Genomic DNA, 18,381 nt, shown 5'->3' with positions numbered 1-18,381 from the left:
ACCAATCTGACCCACGTGCTCAATGGCACTCAGTCTGAACAGCGTCACCCCGACCGGCCACATCACCACGATTATCTACTGGTGAGCTGGCATGTTCAATATACGAGGTCTGACATTTGGACACGGCCTCAGCTTTAGTTAATTTTGTAGGGGTCGGTTGGGCAACACCGCCAGTGAGCACGCGTTTCATTCCGTCGTGAACGACTGACAATGCAACGCAGAGCTCGTGTCCGAATGTCAGACCTGACCCCGGCTTTACTACTGAGCTCGTGTCCGAATGTCAGACCTGACCCCGGCTGTGATCTGCGCTGCGTTGAAGTCGCGGCCGTAGGCGCTGGCGTCGAGGATCGCTGCTGGGTCGCGCAGTTCGATCAAGGCGTCCATGGCGGCGCGCTTGTCGGGCGAGCGGGCGACGTAGGCTTCGGCGATGCGCATGCCGATCCAGTAGCCGGCCTCGCTGGGCCAGCCCTCCGGGGCGGCGCCGTAGTTGGCAAACCAGCGCTTGAAGCGCGGGCTGTCGGGGTCGGTCAGCATCGTCTGGCGGTCATGCTGAAATTCGCGCCACAGCCATGCTTCGCGTCCACGTGCCCATTGATCACGATCCGGGCCCGGCACCTCGCCCGTGACCACGCTGGCAAGGTAGTCGGCAACGCCTTCGAGCAGGGACTGGGTCAGCAGGGGATCGGCCTGCGCCTGCGGTGTCGCATCGCGCTGCCAGGTGTGGACCGTTTCGTGCGCAAAGAAGCCACGCATGGTCGTCCGGAACTGCTGGGGCGTGGCGCCCAGTGAGCACGTCACTTCCAGGCCGATGACCTGCGCTTCGGGGCTGGCGGTTCCGCCTGAATTCCCGGCGCCGAAGACCACCATGATGGGCGGCAGCGGGCGTTGCGGCAGCAGACCGGCAAAGGCCAGGTAGATTGCCCGCAGATCGCTGCGCAAGGCAGGCAGCTGCGGCAGGCAATTCCGGATCGCCTGCCGATACAGATCGGGCTGCGCGGCGACCACGCGCGCCAGACGCCTGGCGTCGACGATCCGCATCGGCGTGAAGATCTTCACACCCAGTCCGGCCCCGTCGAGATAACCATGCTGCAGGTCGGCTGCGTTGGGTATTGAACCGTTCTTCATGAGTTGCGCAAAGCGCAGCGCGTCGGTCGCATCGATCTCGACCGTCAGCGGATCGATCGCGGCGGCATGTACGGCGCTGGTCCAGCACATCAACAGCGGTAACAGCAACTTCCGGAACGTCATCGCGTCTCTCCCTGGTGTGATGGCTACCAATTGCATCCGGTACCCGTGATTGTGTCGATGGCCAGCGGGATCAGACGGATCAGATCGAGCTTGTCGCCGCCAGAATACTTGGTCTGGCAATCCGGGCGCTTCGCTTCGCTGATCGCCCGAGACAGCCTGGTGTCGTCGCGCGCGCGTAGTTGTTCGGCGGTGCGCACCCGTTCCAGTGCCGTTGGCACCCGCTCCTTTTCCACTTGTCGGGCCAGGCCACGCAGCGATTCCATGTCCAGTTTTCCGGTTGGCGCCGACGCTGGCGCCGTTGCAGTCTCAGCCGGCGCGGCCGATGGGGCTTCCTCCGGCAGCGCGATGATCGTCATCGGCTCGGGCGACGTCGGCATTGCGCGCGGCGTGGCGATGTGGGGTGCCCGCACGGCCTGGACAGCAACTGGTGGTGGCGCGCTGCGCGCCTGCAGCACGGGCTTCACCGGCGCCACGATGAAGGCAAATGCGATGTAGTCGACCGGGGTGCTGTGGTTGTCGGGGCGGGGACTGGCGTAGTGCACCAAGGCGAGCACGAACAGCACGTGCGCCAGCACAATCAACGCGCCAGATCCGGCGCGGGTCGTTGTGCCCTGCTCCTGCATCAGCATAGGCGATCGAGCTTGAGCAGTCCCGCCAGTTCGGGCGCCCCATGGGCGCTGCGCAGCCGTTGCCACGCTTGCGGTGCATGCGCAATGTCCTTCGCCATCAGCAGCAGCAAGGGCAGCGCGAGACCGGCATGACGCAGCAGCGGCCTGGCAGCTTCAGGCGCGAGTCTTTTGGCCACCGCAGCGAGCAACAGCGCGCCGATCGCCATGCCAGCGAGATCGCGCCAGGTCGTGGCGCGCAAGAGGGAAACTATATGCATCTGGCGCATGGGTGGGCAATCGAACAAGCAAACCTGTCGATTACATCACGCCCTGCCTGCCCCGACAATGCTTGATGGCCGCCACGGCCCAGATCATGCACCCGGCATGGTAAACGCTGCGTCCCACAATGACAAAAGCCAGGTTGCCCGCAATGCGGTCAACCTGGCTTCTTGCAGCATCGGCGGCCAATGCCGCCAATACTTAAATGCGATTACTGCAGTTTGATTTCGACATCGACGCCAGCTGGCAGGTCGAGCTTCATCAGTGCGTCAACGGTCTTGTCGGTTGGGTCCACGATGTCCATCAGACGCTGGTGCGTACGGATTTCGAACTGGTCGCGCGAGGTCTTGTTCACGTGTGGCGAACGCAGCACGTCGAAACGCTGGATACGGGTTGGCAGTGGGACTGGGCCTTTGACGACGGCGCCGGTGCGCTTCGCGGTCTCGACGATTTCCAGGGCCGACTGGTCGATCAGCTTGTAGTCGAATGCTTTCAGGCGAATACGGATTTTCTGGTTAGCGGACATGCGATTTCCTTTAAAAGAACGTTCCGGCTTGGTGCCGGCAATGTGGTCGAGATACTTCGTTACTGCACAAGAGGCGGGAGTATAACATCGTTCCCACCCAAACAGATGGGGACAGACCGAAAAGTCTGTCCCCATCGTTGTGTCAATCAGACTCTCCCGAAAGAGAGCCGATCCACCATCTTGCCCTGATTAGTTAGGCAGGATTTTTGCAACAACGCCGGCGCCGACGGTACGGCCGCCTTCGCGGATTGCGAAGCGCAGACCTTCTTCCATCGCGATCGGGTTGATCAGCTTGACGGTGATCGACACGTTGTCGCCTGGCATGACCATTTCTTTGTCTGCTGGCAGCTCGATCGAACCGGTCACGTCAGTCGTACGGAAGTAGAACTGTGGACGATAGTTATTGAAGAACGGGGTGTGACGACCGCCTTCGTCTTTCGACAGAACGTAGATCTCGCCGGTGAAGTGGTTGTGCGGCTTGATCGAACCTGGCTTTGCCAGGACCTGACCACGCTGGACATCTTCACGCTTGGTACCGCGCAGCAGCAGGCCGACGTTGTCGCCAGCTTGACCCTGGTCCAGCAGCTTGCGGAACATTTCCACGCCGGTGCAAGTGGTCTTGACGGTGTCGATGATGCCGACGATTTCGATTTCTTCGCCGACTTTGACAACGCCGCGCTCGACACGACCGGTCACAACGGTACCGCGACCCGAGATCGAGAACACGTCTTCCACTGGCATCAGGAACGCGCCATCAACAGCGCGCTCTGGCGTTGGGATGTAGGTGTCCAGTGCTTCAGCCAGACGGGTGATGCATTCTTCACCCATTTCGCCCGGCTTGCCTTCGAGGGCCATACGTGCCGAACCCTTGATGATTGGGACGTCGTCGCCTGGGAACTCGTACTTCGACAGAAGCTCGCGCACTTCCATTTCGACCAGTTCCAGCAGTTCTGCGTCGTCGACCAGGTCGCACTTGTTCAGGAACACGATGATGTACGGAACGCCAACTTGACGGGCCAGCAGGATGTGCTCGCGGGTCTGTGGCATTGGGCCGTCAGCGGCCGAGCACACCAGGATCGCGCCGTCCATCTGCGCAGCACCGGTAATCATGTTCTTGATGTAGTCGGCGTGGCCTGGGCAGTCAACGTGAGCGTAGTGACGGTTTTCGGTCTCGTACTCGACGTGCGCGGTGTTGATGGTGATGCCGCGTGCTTTTTCTTCCGGTGCCGCATCGATCTGATCGTAGGCCTTGGCTTCACCGCCGAATTTCTTCGACAGGACGGTTGCGATTGCAGCCGTCAGGGTGGTTTTGCCGTGGTCAACGTGACCGATGGTGCCGACGTTGACGTGCGGCTTGGTCCGTTCGAATTTACCTTTTGCCATTTCCAGATTCCTTTAAAGAAACGATATGTTCTGTTTAAAGGGAGACAGGACGTCCCGTCTCCCTTGAATTGCTTGTATTGCTGATTACTTCGACTTGGCAGTGACGATAGCGTCAATCACGTGCTTAGGCGCTTCCGAATAGTGCTTGAATTCCATCGTGTAGGTCGCACGGCCCTGGGTCGCCGAACGCAGCGAGGTCGAGTAACCAAACATTTCCGACAGTGGCACTTCGGCTTTGATGATCTTGCCGCCGCCGCCTGGAATTTCGTCCATGCCTTGCACCATACCGCGACGCGACGACAGATCGCCCATCACGTTACCGGCGTAGTCTTCCGGCGTTTCGACTTCGACCGACATCATCGGCTCGAGGATGACAGGGTTGGCTTTACGGCAGCCGTCCTTGAATGCCATCGAACCGGCCATGCGGAACGCGTTTTCGTTCGAGTCGACGTCGTGGTACGAACCGAAGGTCAGGGTGACTTTGACGTCAACCACTGGGTAACCGGCCAGCACGCCCGAGGTCAGGGTTTCGCGCACACCTTTTTCGACTGCAGGGATGTATTCGCGTGGAACCACACCGCCCTTGATCGCATCGATGAACTCGAAGCCTTTGCCCGGCTCTTGCGGCTCGATCGTCAGGACTGCGTGACCGTACTGACCACGACCGCCCGACTGCTTGACGAACTTGCCTTCGACGTCGGTGACTGCCTTGCGGATCGTTTCGCGGTACGCAACCTGTGGCTTGCCGACGGTTGCTTCCACGTTGAATTCGCGCTTCATGCGGTCAACGATAATTTCCAGGTGCAGCTCGCCCATACCACCGATGATGGTCTGGCCCGATTCTTCATCGGTACGCACGCGGAACGACGGATCTTCCTGTGCCAGGCGGTTCAGTGCCAGGCCCATTTTTTCCTGGTCGGCCTTGGTTTTTGGCTCGACTGCCTGCTGAATCACCGGCTCAGGGAAGACCATCTTTTCCAGCGTGATGATCGACGATGGATCGCACAGGGTTTCGCCCGTGGTTGCATCTTTCAGGCCGACCGCAGCGGCGATGTCGCCGGCGTGGACTTCCTTGATTTCTTCGCGCTGGTTCGCGTGCATCTGCAGAATACGACCAAGACGTTCTTTCTTGTTCTTGATCGGATTGTAGACGGTGTCGCCCGACTTGATCGTGCCCGAGTAGACGCGGAAGAAGATCAGCTGACCAACGAACGGGTCGGTCATGATCTTGAATGCCAGCGCCGAGAATTTCTCGTCGTCCTTGGCTTCACGGATGACTGGCTCGTCGTCTTCATCCACACCCTTGACTGGTGGAATGTCGATTGGCGATGGCAGGTATTCGATCACGCCGTCGAGCATGGCTTGCACGCCCTTGTTCTTGAACGCGGTGCCGCACATCATCGGGACGATTTCCGACGCGATGGTACGCTGACGCAGGGCTGCCTTGATCTCTTCTTCCGAGAGGTCGCCTTCTTCCAGGTACTTGTTCATCAGCTCTTCGGTCGCTTCAGCAGCGGTCTCGACGAGCTTTTCACGCCATTCGTTGGCTTCGTCCTGCAGTTCTGCAGGGATGTCGCGGTAGTCGAACTTCATGCCCTGCGACGCGTCGTCCCAGTACACGGCCTTCATCTTGACCAGATCGACCACGCCCAGGAAGTTCTCTTCCGCGCCGATCGGGATCTGCAGAGGAATCGGGTTTGCCTTCAGGCGAGCGCGCATCTGCTCGTAGACCTTGAAGAAGTTCGCGCCGGTACGGTCCATCTTGTTGACGAAGGCCAGACGTGGAACTTTGTACTTGTTAGCCTGACGCCACACGGTTTCCGACTGTGGCTGCACGCCGCCGACTGCGCAGTAAACCATGCAGGCGCCGTCGAGCACGCGCATCGAGCGTTCGACTTCAATGGTGAAGTCAACGTGGCCCGGGGTGTCGATGATGTTGATGTGGTGCGGGGCGAAGTTGTTGGCCATACCGCTCCAGAAGCAGGTCGTCGCTGCCGAAGTAATGGTAATGCCGCGCTCTTGCTCTTGCTCCATCCAGTCCATCGTCGCTGCGCCATCGTGCACTTCGCCGATTTTGTGGTTGACGCCCGTGTAGAACAGGACGCGCTCGGTGGTGGTGGTTTTACCAGCATCGATGTGAGCCGAAATACCGATGTTGCGGTAGCGCTCGATGGGGGTCTTGCGTGCCATAATTTTTCCTAAATCTTTGAATGGACAAAACCGAGCATCATCTTGATGATCAAAATGAGCCCGGCCTGAACAACAGATACTACGGGGACGTTAGCACAAGGAAATAATCCCCCTACCTTCGCCCTTTTGCTTAGAAGCGGAAGTGCGAGAACGCCTTGTTCGCTTCTGCCATACGGTGCACTTCGTCACGACGCTTCATCGCGCCGCCGCGGCCTTCAGCCGCTTCCAGCAGTTCACCACCCAGACGTTGCGGCATGGATTTTTCGCTGCGCTTGTTTGCGGCTTCGCGCAACCAACGCATGGACAGCGCCATACGACGAACCGGACGAACTTCCACTGGCACCTGGTAGTTGGCGCCACCGACACGGCGGGACTTGACTTCCACCAGCGGCTTGGCGTTGTTGATCGCGGTCGTGAACACTTCCAGCGGGTCTTTGCCCGACTTGGATTGAATGTGTTCGAATGCACCGTAGATGATGTTTTCTGCAACCGACTTTTTGCCGGACAGCATCAGAACGTTGACGAATTTGGCGACATCCTGGTTACCGAATTTTGGATCCGGCAGGATTTCGCGCTTGGGTACTTCACGACGACGTGGCATTTCGATTCCTTCATGTCTTCAGTTGAGTGCACGCTGTGCACTCGCGAAAGGCCCTCTTGACCCTTCACTTACTCGGCCTTGCGGCCGGCTCAACTTATCTAATTAATGTGACGTGTCTGTGACACGACCATAGAATTACTTCTTGGCAGCCTTGGCACGCTTCGCGCCGTACTTCGAGCGAGCTTGCTTACGGTCTTTGACGCCCTGGGTATCCAGTGCACCGCGAACCATGTGGTAACGCACACCTGGCAAGTCTTTAACACGACCGCCGCGCAGCAGCACGACACTGTGTTCTTGCAGGTTGTGGCCTTCACCGCCGATGTACGAAATGACTTCGAAACCGTTGGTCAGACGCACTTTGGCGACTTTACGCAGCGCCGAGTTTGGCTTCTTAGGCGTGGTGGTGTACACACGGGTGCACACGCCGCGCTTTTGCGGGCAGTTTTCCAGTGCCGGCGACTTGCTCTTCACAACCGCAGCTTCACGCGGTTTGCGAATCAGTTGATTGATGGTTGGCATCGTTCCTAATCCAACAAAGTACTACTCATTAATGACCCGAACCTGCAACGTGCTGATCCGGGGACTGAAACCTAGTCCCGATGACAATGACAAAGACAGGCGACGAAAGCCACTCGGCAAATGGAGCGGCTGCGAATGCGTATACGATGTGCAGAATAAATCGAGAACCTGCGAGTATAGACGCATTGTGATGATGGGTCAACCAGTTTGCTGATTTTGCAGGCAGTATCCGGGCGTCTTGGCGCAGACTGTGGTCGATGTAGCATCACCGCTACAATTCGGCGTGCCGGGCGATCTCGACAAACGCATCCAGGTACGTCGTGCCGGCATCGACTTCGCGCGTGCCCAGGAAAATCTGCTTGAACACGCCCGCCTCCCCCAGCCGTACCGGCGCCACCGGCATGCGGCCCGCGTACTCTTCCACCAGCCAGCGCGGCAGCGCCGCCACGCCACGGCCGCTGGCCACCATCTGCAGCATGATGTCGGTCGTCTCGATTGCCTTGCGCTCGCGCGGCGCGCAGCCGGCCGGCACGAAGAACTGGTTGTAGATGTCGAGCCGCTCGATATCGACCGGGTAGGTGATCAGGACTTCATCGGACAGGTCGCGCGGTGCCACATGCGCGCGCCCCGCCAGCCGATGGCCGCTGTGCACCACCAGCACCTGCTCGAAGTCGAACACCGGCACGAAGCGCAGCCCCGGCTTGAACAGCGGATCGGGCGTGACGAGCAAATCGATCTCGTAGCCGAGCAGCGCCTTCAGGCCGCCGAACTGGAAACGCTGCCTGACGTCGACATCGACCTCGGGCCACGCCGCCAGGTAGGGCTCCACCACTTTCAGCAGCCATTGATAGCAGGGATGGCATTCCATGCCGATGCGCAGCGACCCGCGCTCGCCCCGCGCGAAGGCCAGCATCTGGCCTTCGGCGTGTTCAAGCTGCGGCAGCACCCGCTCGGCCAGCGCCAGCAGCGCGTGGCCAGCCTGGGTCAGGCGCAGCGAGCGGCCTTCACGCGTCCACACCGGCGTGCCCAGCCCAACCTCAAGCTTCTTGACCGCGTGGCTCAGCGCCGACTGGGTCAGGCACAGCACGTCGGCAGCGGCGGTCAGCGAACCGCGGCGATCGACCTCGCGGATGATGGACAGGTGAATGCGTTCGATCATGGGGCCTGCGCAGAATGGATGGAGGGGCGTATCGATGTGGCCGGGCGAGGCATCAAGGTGTGGCCGCGCCGCCCTGGTGCAAAAAGTCGGCGATCGACTTCACCAGCAGCGGCGAGACCGGCAGGCTCGGGTCACCGTAGCTGGCCACCTGCAGCTCCGGCACCGCGCGCACGTGCTTGAACACGTGGTTCATGCCCGGGATGATTTCCAGCTTCGCCCCAGGGCGGGCGCCGTGCAGGCGGTTGGCCTGCACCACGTCCACCTGGATATCGGTATTGCCCTGCACGACCAGCACCGGCATCGTCAGCTCCGCGATGCGCTGCGCCGGCACATACTTGAACCACGAAATCAGATACGGCTGCACGCTGGGACGGAACAGCGTCGCCAGCGCCGGCGGCACCGGATCGACGACCACGCCGCTTTCCAGCGACACCAGGATGCGCTCGCTTTCCTTCTCGAGCTCCGGTGGCAGCTTGCCTTCGAGCTGCTTGCGCATCAGTGTCGACGCGCCATCGGCAATGCCGGCAATCGACACGAACGCCGCCGCACTGGCCTGCTGCGCCGCCAGCATGCCGATCAGCGACCCTTCGCTGTGCCCAATGACGGCCACCGACGCGAAGCGCGGATCGGTCTTGAGCCTGGCGATCCAGGCCGCCGCATCGTCGACGAACATCTCGAAGCGCAGCGCCGATTCGGCAGAACCGGCCGCATGGCTGCCACCGATGCCGCGCTTGTCGTAGCGGACCGTCGCAATGCCGGCGTCGGCCAGCCCGGCGGCCAGCAGCTTGAGACTGTCGTTGCGGCCCGGGATCATCGAGCTGTTGCCGTCACGGTCCGTCGGGCCTGAACCGGCGATCAGCAAGGCCACGCGCGGCTTGTCGGCGCCTGCCGGCAGTTCGAGCGTGCCGGCCAGCTGCCCGGTGGGCGTGTCGAGCGTGATCGGTGTCTCGGCCGCATGCGCCTGGGCGGCGATACCACCAGCGAGCAGCAGCAGGCTGCAAAGACGAACGGCAAATGTAGCGGACATGGCATCTCTCATGAAAGGTTGACCCGGACGATTCAGGCCGCAACGGCAACGTCGCCCTGCTCGCGACAGAATGCCACGATGCGCTGCAGCGCGGCTTCGGCTTCGTGCTCTTCCAGGCCGATGCCGAAGTGGTAGCGATGGGTGGCGGTGTCGATCTCGATACGGCCCTGGCCAAACCCCAGCGCATCCCATTTGCCCTCCGGCGTCCAGGCCTCATGTTTGGGCAACAGGCGCACGGCGCGGATCTCGTGGACCATGAGCGCCAGCGGCACCGACGACGGCAGGCTGCCTTCGCGCGTGATGTACAACTCATCCCGGAACACGAAATTGCGGTACAGCGCCCACGCCGCCAGCAGCATGATGACCAGCGCGCAGACGGTCAGCAGCATGAAGCCGAACGATGGATCGTGTTGCCAGCCATTGCCAAGGCCGGCCGCCACGACCCAGACGAAGACCACCGACATGAACGCCGGGAAGCCCCGTTTCTGGGTAGGACAAACGATATGCAGGGTGGGACTGGGGCGCATTCCTCTTCTTCGGTAGCGACAATAACCGCGCACGATACCATTTTTGCGGCAGTGCAGCGAATTCAGACGCCCTGCAGGCGCCCCGCGAACCAGCCCAGCTCCCCGGCCAGCGCAGCGCGGATCGGCCCTGGGGTCAGGCCAGTCCAGCGCTTGAACGAGCGCCGGAAATTGGCCACATCATGAAAGCCGAGATGGCGCGCCACGGCGTCATTGTCGGCTCCCTCGGCCTGGAACAGCCACAGCGCCACGTGCGTGCGCACCCCGTCGAGCTCCCCCTGGAAATGGGTGTGGTGCCGCAGCAGCTGGCGCTTGAAGGTGGCCGGGCTGACACCGAAGTCGCCCGCCGTGCGCTCGAGCGTGGGCGCGTCGCGCACATGCGCCAGCAGATAATCATAGAGCGCCGCGAGCAGGCCGGGCGCCTGCCGGGGTTCCAGTTCGGCCGCCTGGTGTGCCAGGCGCGCCGCCATCTCGCTGGCGCGCGGCCATGGCCGGTCGAGCCATGCGGACGGCAGCAGCATCGCGTCGAGCTGGCAGCCGAAGCGCAGCTCCAAGCCAAGATGGACATGATGCTGCTCGATGTGACGCGGCGCGCCGCGATTGAAGCAGAAGCGCCACGGCAGGCGCTCGCCGCCCAGCCAGCGGCACAGCGCCACCACCGCCGTCATGTGCATCTCGACCAGTGCCGGTCGCAGGCTCGGCGCGCCATACGCATCGACCCAGTACAGCAGCGCCACGTCGTCCCAGGTTTCGAAGCGCGGGCGCAGCAGCGGCGTCAGGCCGGCGTGAAAGCGGCACAGCGTCTGCAGCAGCGTGCGCAGGTTCGGCGCCTGCGCCAGCGCATGACTGGCGGCGCCGTCGTGCCCCGGCAGCAGCATCTGGCCCAGCATAAAGCTGGTGTCCGGGCTGTCCAGCAGGCGCAGGGTGTTCGCCAGCTGCTGCAGGTACTGGCCAGGGGTCGTTGCGCTGTCCGCGCCCGGATCGCATCCGCGCAGCAGGTCGGCGTCAAGCGCATCGCGCGAGCGGCCGTATTCCAGCGCCAGCGCGCTGTGCCGGCGCGCCGCAGGCGAGGCTGCCGTGGCGGCCTGCCAGGCGATCACACTGCGGCCATCTGGCGGTCCATCTGGCGACACAGCGTGCTAAGGAGCGCATCGGGCGCGCCGCGCGCCGGCGCGCAGCCATGGCGCAGCGTGATGTGCACCCGGCCGCTTGCTGCGTGATGACGCATCGCCGACACCATGCGGCACAGATGATCGGCGGCAGCGCGCGCTTCCGGCTCGGCCAGGCCCGGCATCAGCACGGCGAAACGGTCGCCGGCATAGCGGCACAGCAGATCGTCATTGCGCAGGTTCAGCAGCAGCATGTGGGCGACGGCCTGCAGCACGCGGTCGCCCTCGGGCTGGCCGTGCTCGCGGTTGATGCGGTGGAAGGCGTCGATATCGAACAGCACCAGCGAGCCGACGCCGTCCGTCCGTTTGCTTTCGATGTGCAACTGCGCGCGCAGGTAGGCCGCGTCGGCCAGCTGGGTGATGCGGTCGAACGGCCGGTGGTTGCGAAACAGCCGTTCGCGCTTGCGCATGTGGTCCGACAGCGTGGCCTGCTCGCGCCGCCAGTACACCATGCCGGCGGTCAGGACCAGCATCCCCAGTGGCAGCAGCGCCTCCAGCACGTTGTCCCACAATGCCGTCTTTTCGACATCGAACACTTCATCCAGGCAGTCGGCCCATGACCCCAGCATGATGCAGGCAAGACCGCCGGCCAGCAGGCGCGTGACCACGCCGTCCGGCCGGCTGGTCAGCACCAGTCCACACCACAGCGCCGCCAGCAGTGCCGTGCCGCCCTCGCTGGCGATGTCCAACAGATCCCACGCCGCAAGCGGGATGGCCGGGCCGGCACTGGCGAACAGGAACACGACGGCGCCGAGCAGGCCGGCGATCAACAGAACGTGGCGGATCAGGGGAGACATGGGCGACTTGGTCAAGGCAGATCGCCGGAACATAGCGCAGCCAGATGACCGCCAGATGACAGGATGCCAAAACTGTGGCGCCACGGCACAGGGTCAAAACAGCTCACCGTGACCGGCACTGCGCATCCCGGCGCCGCGCCCGTCCCATGGTGTCGCCAATACAGACAGGGTCAATTTGGCTCAGGCACGCCATGCACCGCGCCAGATACCGGATGGCGACAGATCGTGGTCACCGATAGGTCACATTCAGGCACCAGAATCCGCCGCATCCCAACCAATTGGACTCTCCCCCATGCGCCACTTCGCCCTCCCCGCCCTGACCGCCGGCCTGCTGGCCGCCGCCGGTGTGCACGCCGCCGAACCGGCCAGCGTGATCGTCACCGGCCAGCGCGCCAGCCTGGCGCGCGCCATCGCCGTCCAGGAGCAGGCGGACAATATCGTCAGTGTCGTCAGCAGCGACGATATCGGCCACCTGCCGGACAAGAATGCGGCCGAGGCGCTGGCGCGCATGCCAGGCGTGTCGGTCCAGCGCGACCAGGGCGAAGGTCGCTATGTCGTGGTGCGCGGCCTGGATGCCGACTACAACAGCGTGACCATCAACGGCGCGCTGGTGCCGTCGCCGGAAGCGACACGCCGCGCGGTGGCGCTGGACGTGCTGCCGGCCGGGATGATCCGCTCGCTCGAAGTGACCAAGTCGGCCACGCCGGACCAGGATGCGAATTCGCTCGGCGGCAGTGTCGAGGTCAAGACCTTGTCGGCCTTCGACCTGCCGGGCAAATTGCTGAACGTGGGCGCGGCGGTCGGCCACGACACCAACACGAGCCAGAACAGCCCGAGCGCCAACCTGCTGTGGGCCCAGCGCTTCATGGACGGCAAACTGGGCGTGGCCGCCGGCATCTCGGGCGAAAAGCGCAAGTTCGGTTCGGATAACGTGGAAACGGGCGGCGACTGGAACGGCAAGCGCCTCGCCGGCTTCGAGCTGCGCGACTACCTGCCCACGCGCGAACGCCGCGCCGGCGCCATCAATCTCGACTACCGCCCGGACGCCGCGACGAGCTACGCCCTGCGCGGCTTCATCAGCCGCTTCTCGGACGAAGAATCGCGCGACCGCATGACGATCGGCGACTTCGAAGGCAATGAAGACGGTGTGCTCGAAGGTGAGACCGACACTGCCACCGTCGAGCGCCGCCTGCGCCAGCGCAAGTACACGCAAGAGATCCGCTCGCTTACCGGTTCGCTGGATCGCCGCATGGGCCAGTACTGGAAGCTGCACGCCGAAGCGGCGGCCAGCAGCGCCACCGACAAGACGCCGGATGCGATTGCCGATGCGCGTTTCACCAATCTCGGGAGCTTCGATGGCATCGGCTTTACCAATCCCCGCACGCCGCATCTGATCGCGCCCGCCGGCGTGGCCGACGCTGCCAACTACGAACTCGATTCGTTCGCGCTCGAACGCGCCTCCGCCAAAGACAGCACCCGCCAGCTGCGCCTGGACCTGCAGCGCGACTTCGACGCCGGCGACTGGAACGGCGCCGTCAAGTTCGGCGCCAAGACCACGCGCCGCGACAAGAAGACCGACACCGAGGCCTGGGAATACGGCAGCGATGACCCGACCGACGACGATTACTTCGGCGCCGGCCCGACCTCGATGAGCGCATTCGTGAATGGCACGCGCCTGAACTACCCGTTTGCCAATCTCGGTTATGCGATCGATCCGGCGCTGGTGCGTGCGCGTCTGGCCGGCCTGGCGCGCGACCCCGCCCGCGTGGCCGTCGATTCGGCGCTGGACGACTTCAGGCTGCAGGAAGACATCGACGCTGCGTACCTGCAAACGAGCCTGCGCCGCGGCGCCTGGTCGCTGCTGGCCGGCGTACGGGCCGAGCGCACGCGCTTTACGGCCGACGGCTCGCAGGTGGCCGACGACGTCATCACCCCACGCTCCGCCAGCCGCTCGTACACCAACTGGCTGCCGGGCGTCCACCTGCGCTTTGACGTCGACCAGACCACCAGCGTGCGCGCCGCGTGGAGCAACTCGGTCGTGCGCGCCAACTTCGCCCAGCTGGCGCCCGGCGTGAGCCTGGACGGCGACGACGAAGCGACGATCGGCAACCCTGACCTGGCGCCGCTGCGCTCGCACAACCTGGACCTGGGCATCGAGCGCGTGATCGGCGGCGATGGCGTGGTCTCGGCCTACGTCTTCACCAAGGCCATCCGCGACTTCACCTACACCACGGATCTCGCCGGTAGCGGCGCGTGGGCCGACTACAGCAGCGCGATCTCGTACAAGAATGGTGACAAGGCGCGCGTGCGCGGCATCGAACTGGCCTGGCAGCAGCCGCTGCGCATGCTGCCGGCGCCGTTCAACGGCCTGCTGGTCGGCATCAACGGCAGCATCACCAATTCGCGCGCCACGATCGACAGCGCCGATGGCGACGGTGGCCGCGCCGCGCGCACGATCCGCATGCCGGGCCAGTCGAACCGCGTCGGCAACGTGATGCTCGGCTACGAAGCCGGTCCGTTCAGTGCGCGCCTGGCAATGAATTACAAGTCGCCGTACCTGCTGGAGCTGGGCGAGGATACGCTGGACGCGACACAAGACCGCTTCGTCGACACCCAGAAGCAGCTGGACCTGTCGATGTCGTGGAAACTGGACAAGCGCTGGCAGCTCACGTTCGACGCCAGCAACCTGAATAACGAACATTACTATGTGTACCTGGGCGACAAGTCGCGCAATGCGCAGCACGAACAATACGGCCGCACCTACAAGATCGGCCTGAAAGCGAGTATCTTCTGATGAACAAGACCGTTTCTCCGATCCTGCAAGCCGTCCTGCTGGCCTGCTCGCTGGCCGCGCCGGCATCCGGCGCCGCACCAACGGTGCCGGCCACGCTGAACGACGCCGAAGAACTGGCCGCGCTGCCCGGCGGCGGCTGGCTGGCCCTGGACAAGCGCGCGCTGCGCCTGGTCGGCGCCGATGGCCGCGAACGCGCCAGCCTGCCACTGCGTGGCGAACGACTCGACCTGCGCCCGCTGGATGGCGGCGCGCTGGCCATCGTCATCGACGCCAACGCCGAACGTGCGCTGCCGGTGCGGATCGACGTCAAGGCCGGCACGCTGCGCGCACTGCCCGTGCTGCCGGATACGGGCTTCGGCATCGAGGCGGCCTGCCTGTACCGCGATGCGCAGCAGCTCGACTACGTGTTCCTCGTCGCCAAGGATGGGCAGGCGCAGCAGTGGCTGCTGGGTAGCGGCGGAAGCGAACACCGGCTGGTGCGCCGTCTGGCGCTGCCGTCCGGCGTCGAGACGTGCCGCGTCGACGATGCGCATGGCACGCTGTTCGCGGCCGAAGAAGGCATGGGCCTGTGGGCGTACGGCGCCGATGCCGAAGGCCCGCCGGCCCGCACGCCGGTGGCGCTGCAGGCGCCGCACGGTCGCTTGACGGGTGAACTGACGGCGCTGGCGGTGCTGCCGGGCGGCGTGGCCGCGATCGACGACAAGGGTGCCCTGCTGACCTGGAAGCGTGACGGCAAGCGCTGGCGCGCGCTGCCGTCACGCCCGCTCGGCGCGCAGCAACTGGTGGCGCTTGCACCGGCGTCCGACAAGCTGGCCGTGCGCACGAAGCAAGGCTGGCAAGCCCCGGCGCTGGCCTGGAAAGCCGGCAGCGCGCCGCCCAAACGCCTGCCGATCGTGCTGCCGCGCATGCAGACCGAACCCGTCGCGCAGCTGGGCGACGCGGCCGACGATCCGGCGATCTGGGTCCATCCGACCGATCCCGCCAAATCGCGCATCCTGGGCACCAACAAGAAGCAGGGCATGCTGGTATATGACCTGCAGGGCCGTCAGACGCAACTGCTGGCCGCCGGCCGCCTGAACAACGTCGACCTGCGCCAGGACGTGCGCTTCGGCAGCGAGCGCTTCGACCTGGCCGTGGCCACCCAGCGCGACGAGCAGGCGATGGTGCTGTTTGCGATCGATGCGAACGGAGAACTGCGCGAAGCGGAGCGCTTGCCCACCGGCCTGGGCGACATCTACGGCACCTGCCTGCTGCGCACGCCCGAAGGTGGGCTCGACGCGTTCGTCAACGACAAGGACGGCCGCTACGAGCATTACCAGATCACGCGCAGTGGCGGCCAGTTCGGCGCGAAGCTCGCGCGCACGTTCAAGCTTGCGTCGCAGCCGGAAGGTTGCGTGGCGGACGATCGCAGCGGCCTGCTGTTCGTGGGCGAAGAAGACCGCGGTCTGTGGGTGACGTCGGCGCGCGCCGACCAGCCGGCAACCCTGAAAATGGTGATGCCGGTGGGCGAATGGCTGCACGACGATGTCGAAGGCATGGGCATCTACCACGGCGCGAAACGCAGCTACCTGGTGGTGTCGAGCCAGGGCAACAACAGCTACGTCGTGTTCGATGCGGCGGCGCCGTTTGCCGTGCGCGGCGCGTTCCGGGTGGGGCTCGATGCGGTCAACGGCATTGATGGCGCGTCCGAGACCGATGGGCTGGAAGTGACATCGGCCAACCTGGGCGGCCCGTTCGCGCGCGGCATGCTGGTGGTGCACGACGGCTACAAGCGCATGCCGGACGGGGCGCAGAACTACAAGGCCGTAGCGTGGGACGATATCGCCAGGGCCCTGCAGCTCGACTAAGAGCGCCTGACAAAACCGTTCGACATACCGCCAACAGATGAGCGAGCAGGCAAATGAAAGGAATGCCTGGTGAATGCCTGCTCGTCGCTCATCTCGTATGCGCAGTCTGCGAACGCGGTGTAGCCAACCCACGGTGAGTTCGACGACCCGCCACCATCGGCCGGGCCGCTCGCGCGCCTCTACGTCATGGCGCGCGATTCGAGCTGCAATGCCCTGATGGCGTCAGCTTTGCAGCTTGTCGAACTGAAAAAGTCACACACTGTCTCGACCGGCAGCTGTCGACCCATTGCAGACGGTCGCCGGCGCGTACTGCTCAATCGGGCATTACCTCGACGTTTTCCCCGTGTTTGGCGAACTCATGAAAAATGTCATCGAGATAAGTTGCTAGTTCTTGCTCTATCAGATCCGGTGGGATTACGAGTTCGTCCAGCCGGTTTCGTTTGCCCAGCTCTGAACGATACGCGACCCAGGAGTCATTCACACGTCGGACCTCTATCTGAAAGCGACCGTAGATGCTGAACTTCATCGTTCGATCCTGTGATGATTGAGTGGAGAGCGTTACAGAAACGATGGTCTCTCCTAGCCGAACCCGGCCCTCCGCATCAGCATCGCAGGTTGTCGATATCTAAAAGTCGCAGACTGTCACGACAGGCTGCCGCTGGCCAATTCCTGCCTGTCGCGACCGGGTGGTTCCAACCCATAGCGGACGTTGACGCTATCTTCCGTGGGCCTGGGAAGGCAGTCGGGCCAGCGATTCAAGGAGCGCGTGGGGATCTGCTGAGTACCGCGCTGCACTTGATTTGCAAACAGCGTTGCTGAGGGCAGCCTCGTCCGCGCTAATTATCGAGCGGTCCCCTGGAAGAAACAGATAGCAGTCCATGGCCCGTGCGAGTCGAACGATCTTGGAGCACAAGTCCGATGTACTGTTTCGGGTATCGATGCGAATCTGTACCGACTCGACAGCAATGCCTTCATAGCAAACTTGGATATCGCTCGTCGTTTCGTCACCCCAAATTCTGATTTCGTCATCCCACGATGCAGCGGCGGGCAATACTCGTGACATCAAGTCATCGATATCGACATTGAGTTGCTCGTACCGCCATGCTACAGACATGTCAGTGTGACCGTCCGCGTCGTATAGCTTTGCAGGAACGCTTCCCTCAGCTTCCGCCCAGGCCCGTGGCACCAGCCCTACCGTGAACTGCCAGATACCCATGCTTCTCCCGTAGTGTGTTGACCGGCCGCTTCTGGCCGAATCCGGCCTGTGGGAGCACGATAGCAGCTTGCTGGTCGGTAAATTCCTCGGATTGTCACGACCGGCTGGTTCCGACCCATACCGGACGTTGAGAGGCGTAGCATACGGCCGGATAATCTATTCGTATAGCTTCCCCATGTGAAGAATTTCTGCAGCGCGCTTCCACGGGTTACTCGGCTTCTCGTAGAATCGGAGCCCATCTATCGACGCATCACCCCAACTAACCGCTGCATCCAGGTATGCGCCAATCGTACCGTTCTCCCATCCGTCAGCGCCAGGGCCATAAGGGGAACTTGGGTTAGCCTTCTCCTTTTGCTGCTCGTTTTCCCAATCTTCTGCAAGAGCCTGCACAAATCGGAGAAAGGACTGCTCATCATTCACTGAGTCAAGGATTGCTTCCAACTTTGAAGTCATAATTTCGAAAACTTTTTAGAAAATTATTTGAACGGCAAGGC

Annotated in this window: 17 protein-coding genes and 1 pseudogene; 2 read left to right on the top strand and 16 right to left on the bottom strand. The window is 63.1% G+C overall.

Annotation, left to right across the window (positions count from 1 at the left end; genetic code table 11):
- Window positions 1–258 precede the first annotated feature (258 nt).
- The 13 genes from AC56LN_RS10810 to AC56LN_RS10750 all read right to left on the bottom strand — a co-directional run bounded on the left by AC56LN_RS10810 (window position 259) and on the right by AC56LN_RS10750 (window position 12,030).
- Window positions 259–1,248: a gliding motility protein GldB-related protein gene (locus tag AC56LN_RS10810; RefSeq protein ID WP_499571592.1), complete on the bottom strand. Its 990-nt coding sequence runs from the start codon at window positions 1,246–1,248 to the stop codon at window positions 259–261.
- A gap of 23 nt (window positions 1,249–1,271) precedes the next feature.
- A complete protein-coding gene (locus AC56LN_RS10805; protein WP_499571590.1) occupies window positions 1,272–1,877 on the bottom strand; it encodes a hypothetical protein in 606 nt (201 codons plus the stop codon).
- On the bottom strand, window positions 1,871–2,134 hold the full coding sequence (locus tag AC56LN_RS10800; protein ID WP_499571588.1) for a hypothetical protein: 264 nt from the start codon (window positions 2,132–2,134) through the stop codon (window positions 1,871–1,873). The genes AC56LN_RS10805 and AC56LN_RS10800 overlap by 7 nt, the downstream gene beginning before the upstream one ends.
- A gap of 212 nt (window positions 2,135–2,346) precedes the next feature.
- Window positions 2,347–2,661, bottom strand: coding sequence for a 30S ribosomal protein S10 (gene rpsJ / locus AC56LN_RS10795; RefSeq protein ID WP_183554295.1), 315 nt, complete (start codon window positions 2,659–2,661; stop codon window positions 2,347–2,349).
- A gap of 189 nt (window positions 2,662–2,850) precedes the next feature.
- Window positions 2,851–4,044 carry an elongation factor Tu gene (gene tuf / locus AC56LN_RS10790; RefSeq protein ID WP_183554297.1) on the bottom strand — a complete coding sequence of 398 codons (1,194 nt, stop codon included), beginning with the start codon at window positions 4,042–4,044 and terminating at the stop codon, window positions 2,851–2,853.
- An 84-nt stretch (window positions 4,045–4,128) separates the two neighbouring features.
- Complete coding sequence (gene fusA / locus AC56LN_RS10785) at window positions 4,129–6,234, bottom strand: elongation factor G (protein ID WP_482897005.1); 2,106 nt, start codon at window positions 6,232–6,234, stop codon at window positions 4,129–4,131.
- Between the two features lie 130 nt (window positions 6,235–6,364).
- Window positions 6,365–6,835 (bottom strand): 30S ribosomal protein S7, encoded by a 471-nt coding sequence (gene rpsG, locus AC56LN_RS10780; protein ID WP_183554302.1) that lies wholly within the window; start codon window positions 6,833–6,835, stop codon window positions 6,365–6,367.
- A 135-nt stretch (window positions 6,836–6,970) separates the two neighbouring features.
- Window positions 6,971–7,354, bottom strand: coding sequence for a 30S ribosomal protein S12 (rpsL, locus tag AC56LN_RS10775; protein ID WP_005663517.1), 384 nt, complete (start codon window positions 7,352–7,354; stop codon window positions 6,971–6,973).
- Window positions 7,355–7,625: 271 nt separating this feature from the next.
- A complete protein-coding gene (locus AC56LN_RS10770; RefSeq protein ID WP_499571586.1) occupies window positions 7,626–8,513 on the bottom strand; it encodes a LysR family transcriptional regulator in 888 nt (295 codons plus the stop codon).
- A gap of 52 nt (window positions 8,514–8,565) precedes the next feature.
- Complete coding sequence (locus AC56LN_RS10765; RefSeq protein WP_499571585.1) at window positions 8,566–9,540, bottom strand: alpha/beta hydrolase; 975 nt, start codon at window positions 9,538–9,540, stop codon at window positions 8,566–8,568.
- A gap of 32 nt (window positions 9,541–9,572) precedes the next feature.
- Window positions 9,573–10,067 (bottom strand): hypothetical protein, encoded by a 495-nt coding sequence (locus AC56LN_RS10760; RefSeq protein ID WP_499571583.1) that lies wholly within the window; start codon window positions 10,065–10,067, stop codon window positions 9,573–9,575.
- Window positions 10,068–10,129: 62 nt separating this feature from the next.
- A complete protein-coding gene (locus AC56LN_RS10755; protein WP_499571581.1) occupies window positions 10,130–11,164 on the bottom strand; it encodes an AraC family transcriptional regulator in 1,035 nt (344 codons plus the stop codon).
- On the bottom strand, window positions 11,161–12,030 hold the full coding sequence (locus AC56LN_RS10750; protein ID WP_499571579.1) for a GGDEF domain-containing protein: 870 nt from the start codon (window positions 12,028–12,030) through the stop codon (window positions 11,161–11,163). Before AC56LN_RS10750 ends, AC56LN_RS10755 begins: the two co-directional genes overlap by 4 nt.
- A 292-nt stretch (window positions 12,031–12,322) precedes the next feature.
- Here AC56LN_RS10750 and AC56LN_RS10745 point away from each other — a divergent pair, with 292 nt between their 5' ends.
- Together AC56LN_RS10745 and AC56LN_RS10740 are read left to right on the top strand one after the other, a co-directional pair.
- Window positions 12,323–14,824 carry a TonB-dependent receptor gene (locus AC56LN_RS10745; RefSeq protein WP_499571577.1) on the top strand — a complete coding sequence of 834 codons (2,502 nt, stop codon included), beginning with the start codon at window positions 12,323–12,325 and terminating at the stop codon, window positions 14,822–14,824.
- Window positions 14,824–16,671: a phytase gene (locus tag AC56LN_RS10740; RefSeq protein WP_499571575.1), complete on the top strand. Its 1,848-nt coding sequence runs from the start codon at window positions 14,824–14,826 to the stop codon at window positions 16,669–16,671. The genes AC56LN_RS10745 and AC56LN_RS10740 overlap by 1 nt, the downstream gene beginning before the upstream one ends.
- A gap of 9 nt (window positions 16,672–16,680) precedes the next feature.
- Here AC56LN_RS10740 and AC56LN_RS10735 read toward each other — a convergent pair.
- The 3 genes and pseudogenes from AC56LN_RS10735 to AC56LN_RS10725 form a co-directional block, all read right to left on the bottom strand.
- A pseudogene (locus AC56LN_RS10735) lies at window positions 16,681–16,893 on the bottom strand (IS5/IS1182 family transposase); the annotation flags it as partial.
- Between the two features lie 91 nt (window positions 16,894–16,984).
- Complete coding sequence (locus AC56LN_RS10730) at window positions 16,985–17,197, bottom strand: DUF7661 family protein (protein WP_499571573.1); 213 nt, start codon at window positions 17,195–17,197, stop codon at window positions 16,985–16,987.
- Between the two features lie 846 nt (window positions 17,198–18,043).
- The gene (locus AC56LN_RS10725; protein WP_499571571.1) at window positions 18,044–18,340 is read right to left on the bottom strand and encodes a DUF7660 family protein; all 297 of its coding nucleotides are present in this window, start codon (window positions 18,338–18,340) and stop codon (window positions 18,044–18,046) included.
- Window positions 18,341–18,381 lie beyond the last annotated feature (41 nt).

The sequence above is a fragment of the Telluria sp. ZT3P26 genome, assembly GCF_059686035.1.
This window is presented reverse-complemented; position numbering and strand designations above follow the sequence as displayed.

Excerpts from the sequence above, each read along its gene's own strand:
- AC56LN_RS10765 (WP_499571585.1), bottom strand. The coding sequence starts at position 9,540 with ATGTCCGCTACATTTGCCGTTCGTCTTTGCAGCCTGCTGCTGCTCGCT.
- AC56LN_RS10740 (WP_499571575.1), top strand. The coding sequence starts at position 14,824 with ATGAACAAGACCGTTTCTCCGATCCTGCAAGCCGTCCTGCTGGCCTGC.
- AC56LN_RS10730 (WP_499571573.1), bottom strand. The coding sequence starts at position 17,197 with ATGAAGTTCAGCATCTACGGTCGCTTTCAGATAGAGGTCCGACGTGTG.
- AC56LN_RS10770 (WP_499571586.1), bottom strand. The coding sequence starts at position 8,513 with ATGATCGAACGCATTCACCTGTCCATCATCCGCGAGGTCGATCGCCGC.
- AC56LN_RS10800 (WP_499571588.1), bottom strand. The coding sequence starts at position 2,134 with ATGCATATAGTTTCCCTCTTGCGCGCCACGACCTGGCGCGATCTCGCT.
- rpsJ (WP_183554295.1), bottom strand. The coding sequence starts at position 2,661 with ATGTCCGCTAACCAGAAAATCCGTATTCGCCTGAAAGCATTCGACTAC.
- rpsG (WP_183554302.1), bottom strand. The coding sequence starts at position 6,835 with ATGCCACGTCGTCGTGAAGTACCCAAGCGCGAAATCCTGCCGGATCCA.
- rpsL (WP_005663517.1), bottom strand. The coding sequence starts at position 7,354 with ATGCCAACCATCAATCAACTGATTCGCAAACCGCGTGAAGCTGCGGTT.
- AC56LN_RS10805 (WP_499571590.1), bottom strand. The coding sequence starts at position 1,877 with ATGCTGATGCAGGAGCAGGGCACAACGACCCGCGCCGGATCTGGCGCG.
- AC56LN_RS10750 (WP_499571579.1), bottom strand. The coding sequence starts at position 12,030 with ATGTCTCCCCTGATCCGCCACGTTCTGTTGATCGCCGGCCTGCTCGGC.
- AC56LN_RS10725 (WP_499571571.1), bottom strand. The coding sequence starts at position 18,340 with ATGACTTCAAAGTTGGAAGCAATCCTTGACTCAGTGAATGATGAGCAG.
- AC56LN_RS10745 (WP_499571577.1), top strand. The coding sequence starts at position 12,323 with ATGCGCCACTTCGCCCTCCCCGCCCTGACCGCCGGCCTGCTGGCCGCC.
- tuf (WP_183554297.1), bottom strand. The coding sequence starts at position 4,044 with ATGGCAAAAGGTAAATTCGAACGGACCAAGCCGCACGTCAACGTCGGC.
- AC56LN_RS10810 (WP_499571592.1), bottom strand. The coding sequence starts at position 1,248 with ATGACGTTCCGGAAGTTGCTGTTACCGCTGTTGATGTGCTGGACCAGC.
- AC56LN_RS10760 (WP_499571583.1), bottom strand. The coding sequence starts at position 10,067 with ATGCGCCCCAGTCCCACCCTGCATATCGTTTGTCCTACCCAGAAACGG.
- fusA (WP_482897005.1), bottom strand. The coding sequence starts at position 6,234 with ATGGCACGCAAGACCCCCATCGAGCGCTACCGCAACATCGGTATTTCG.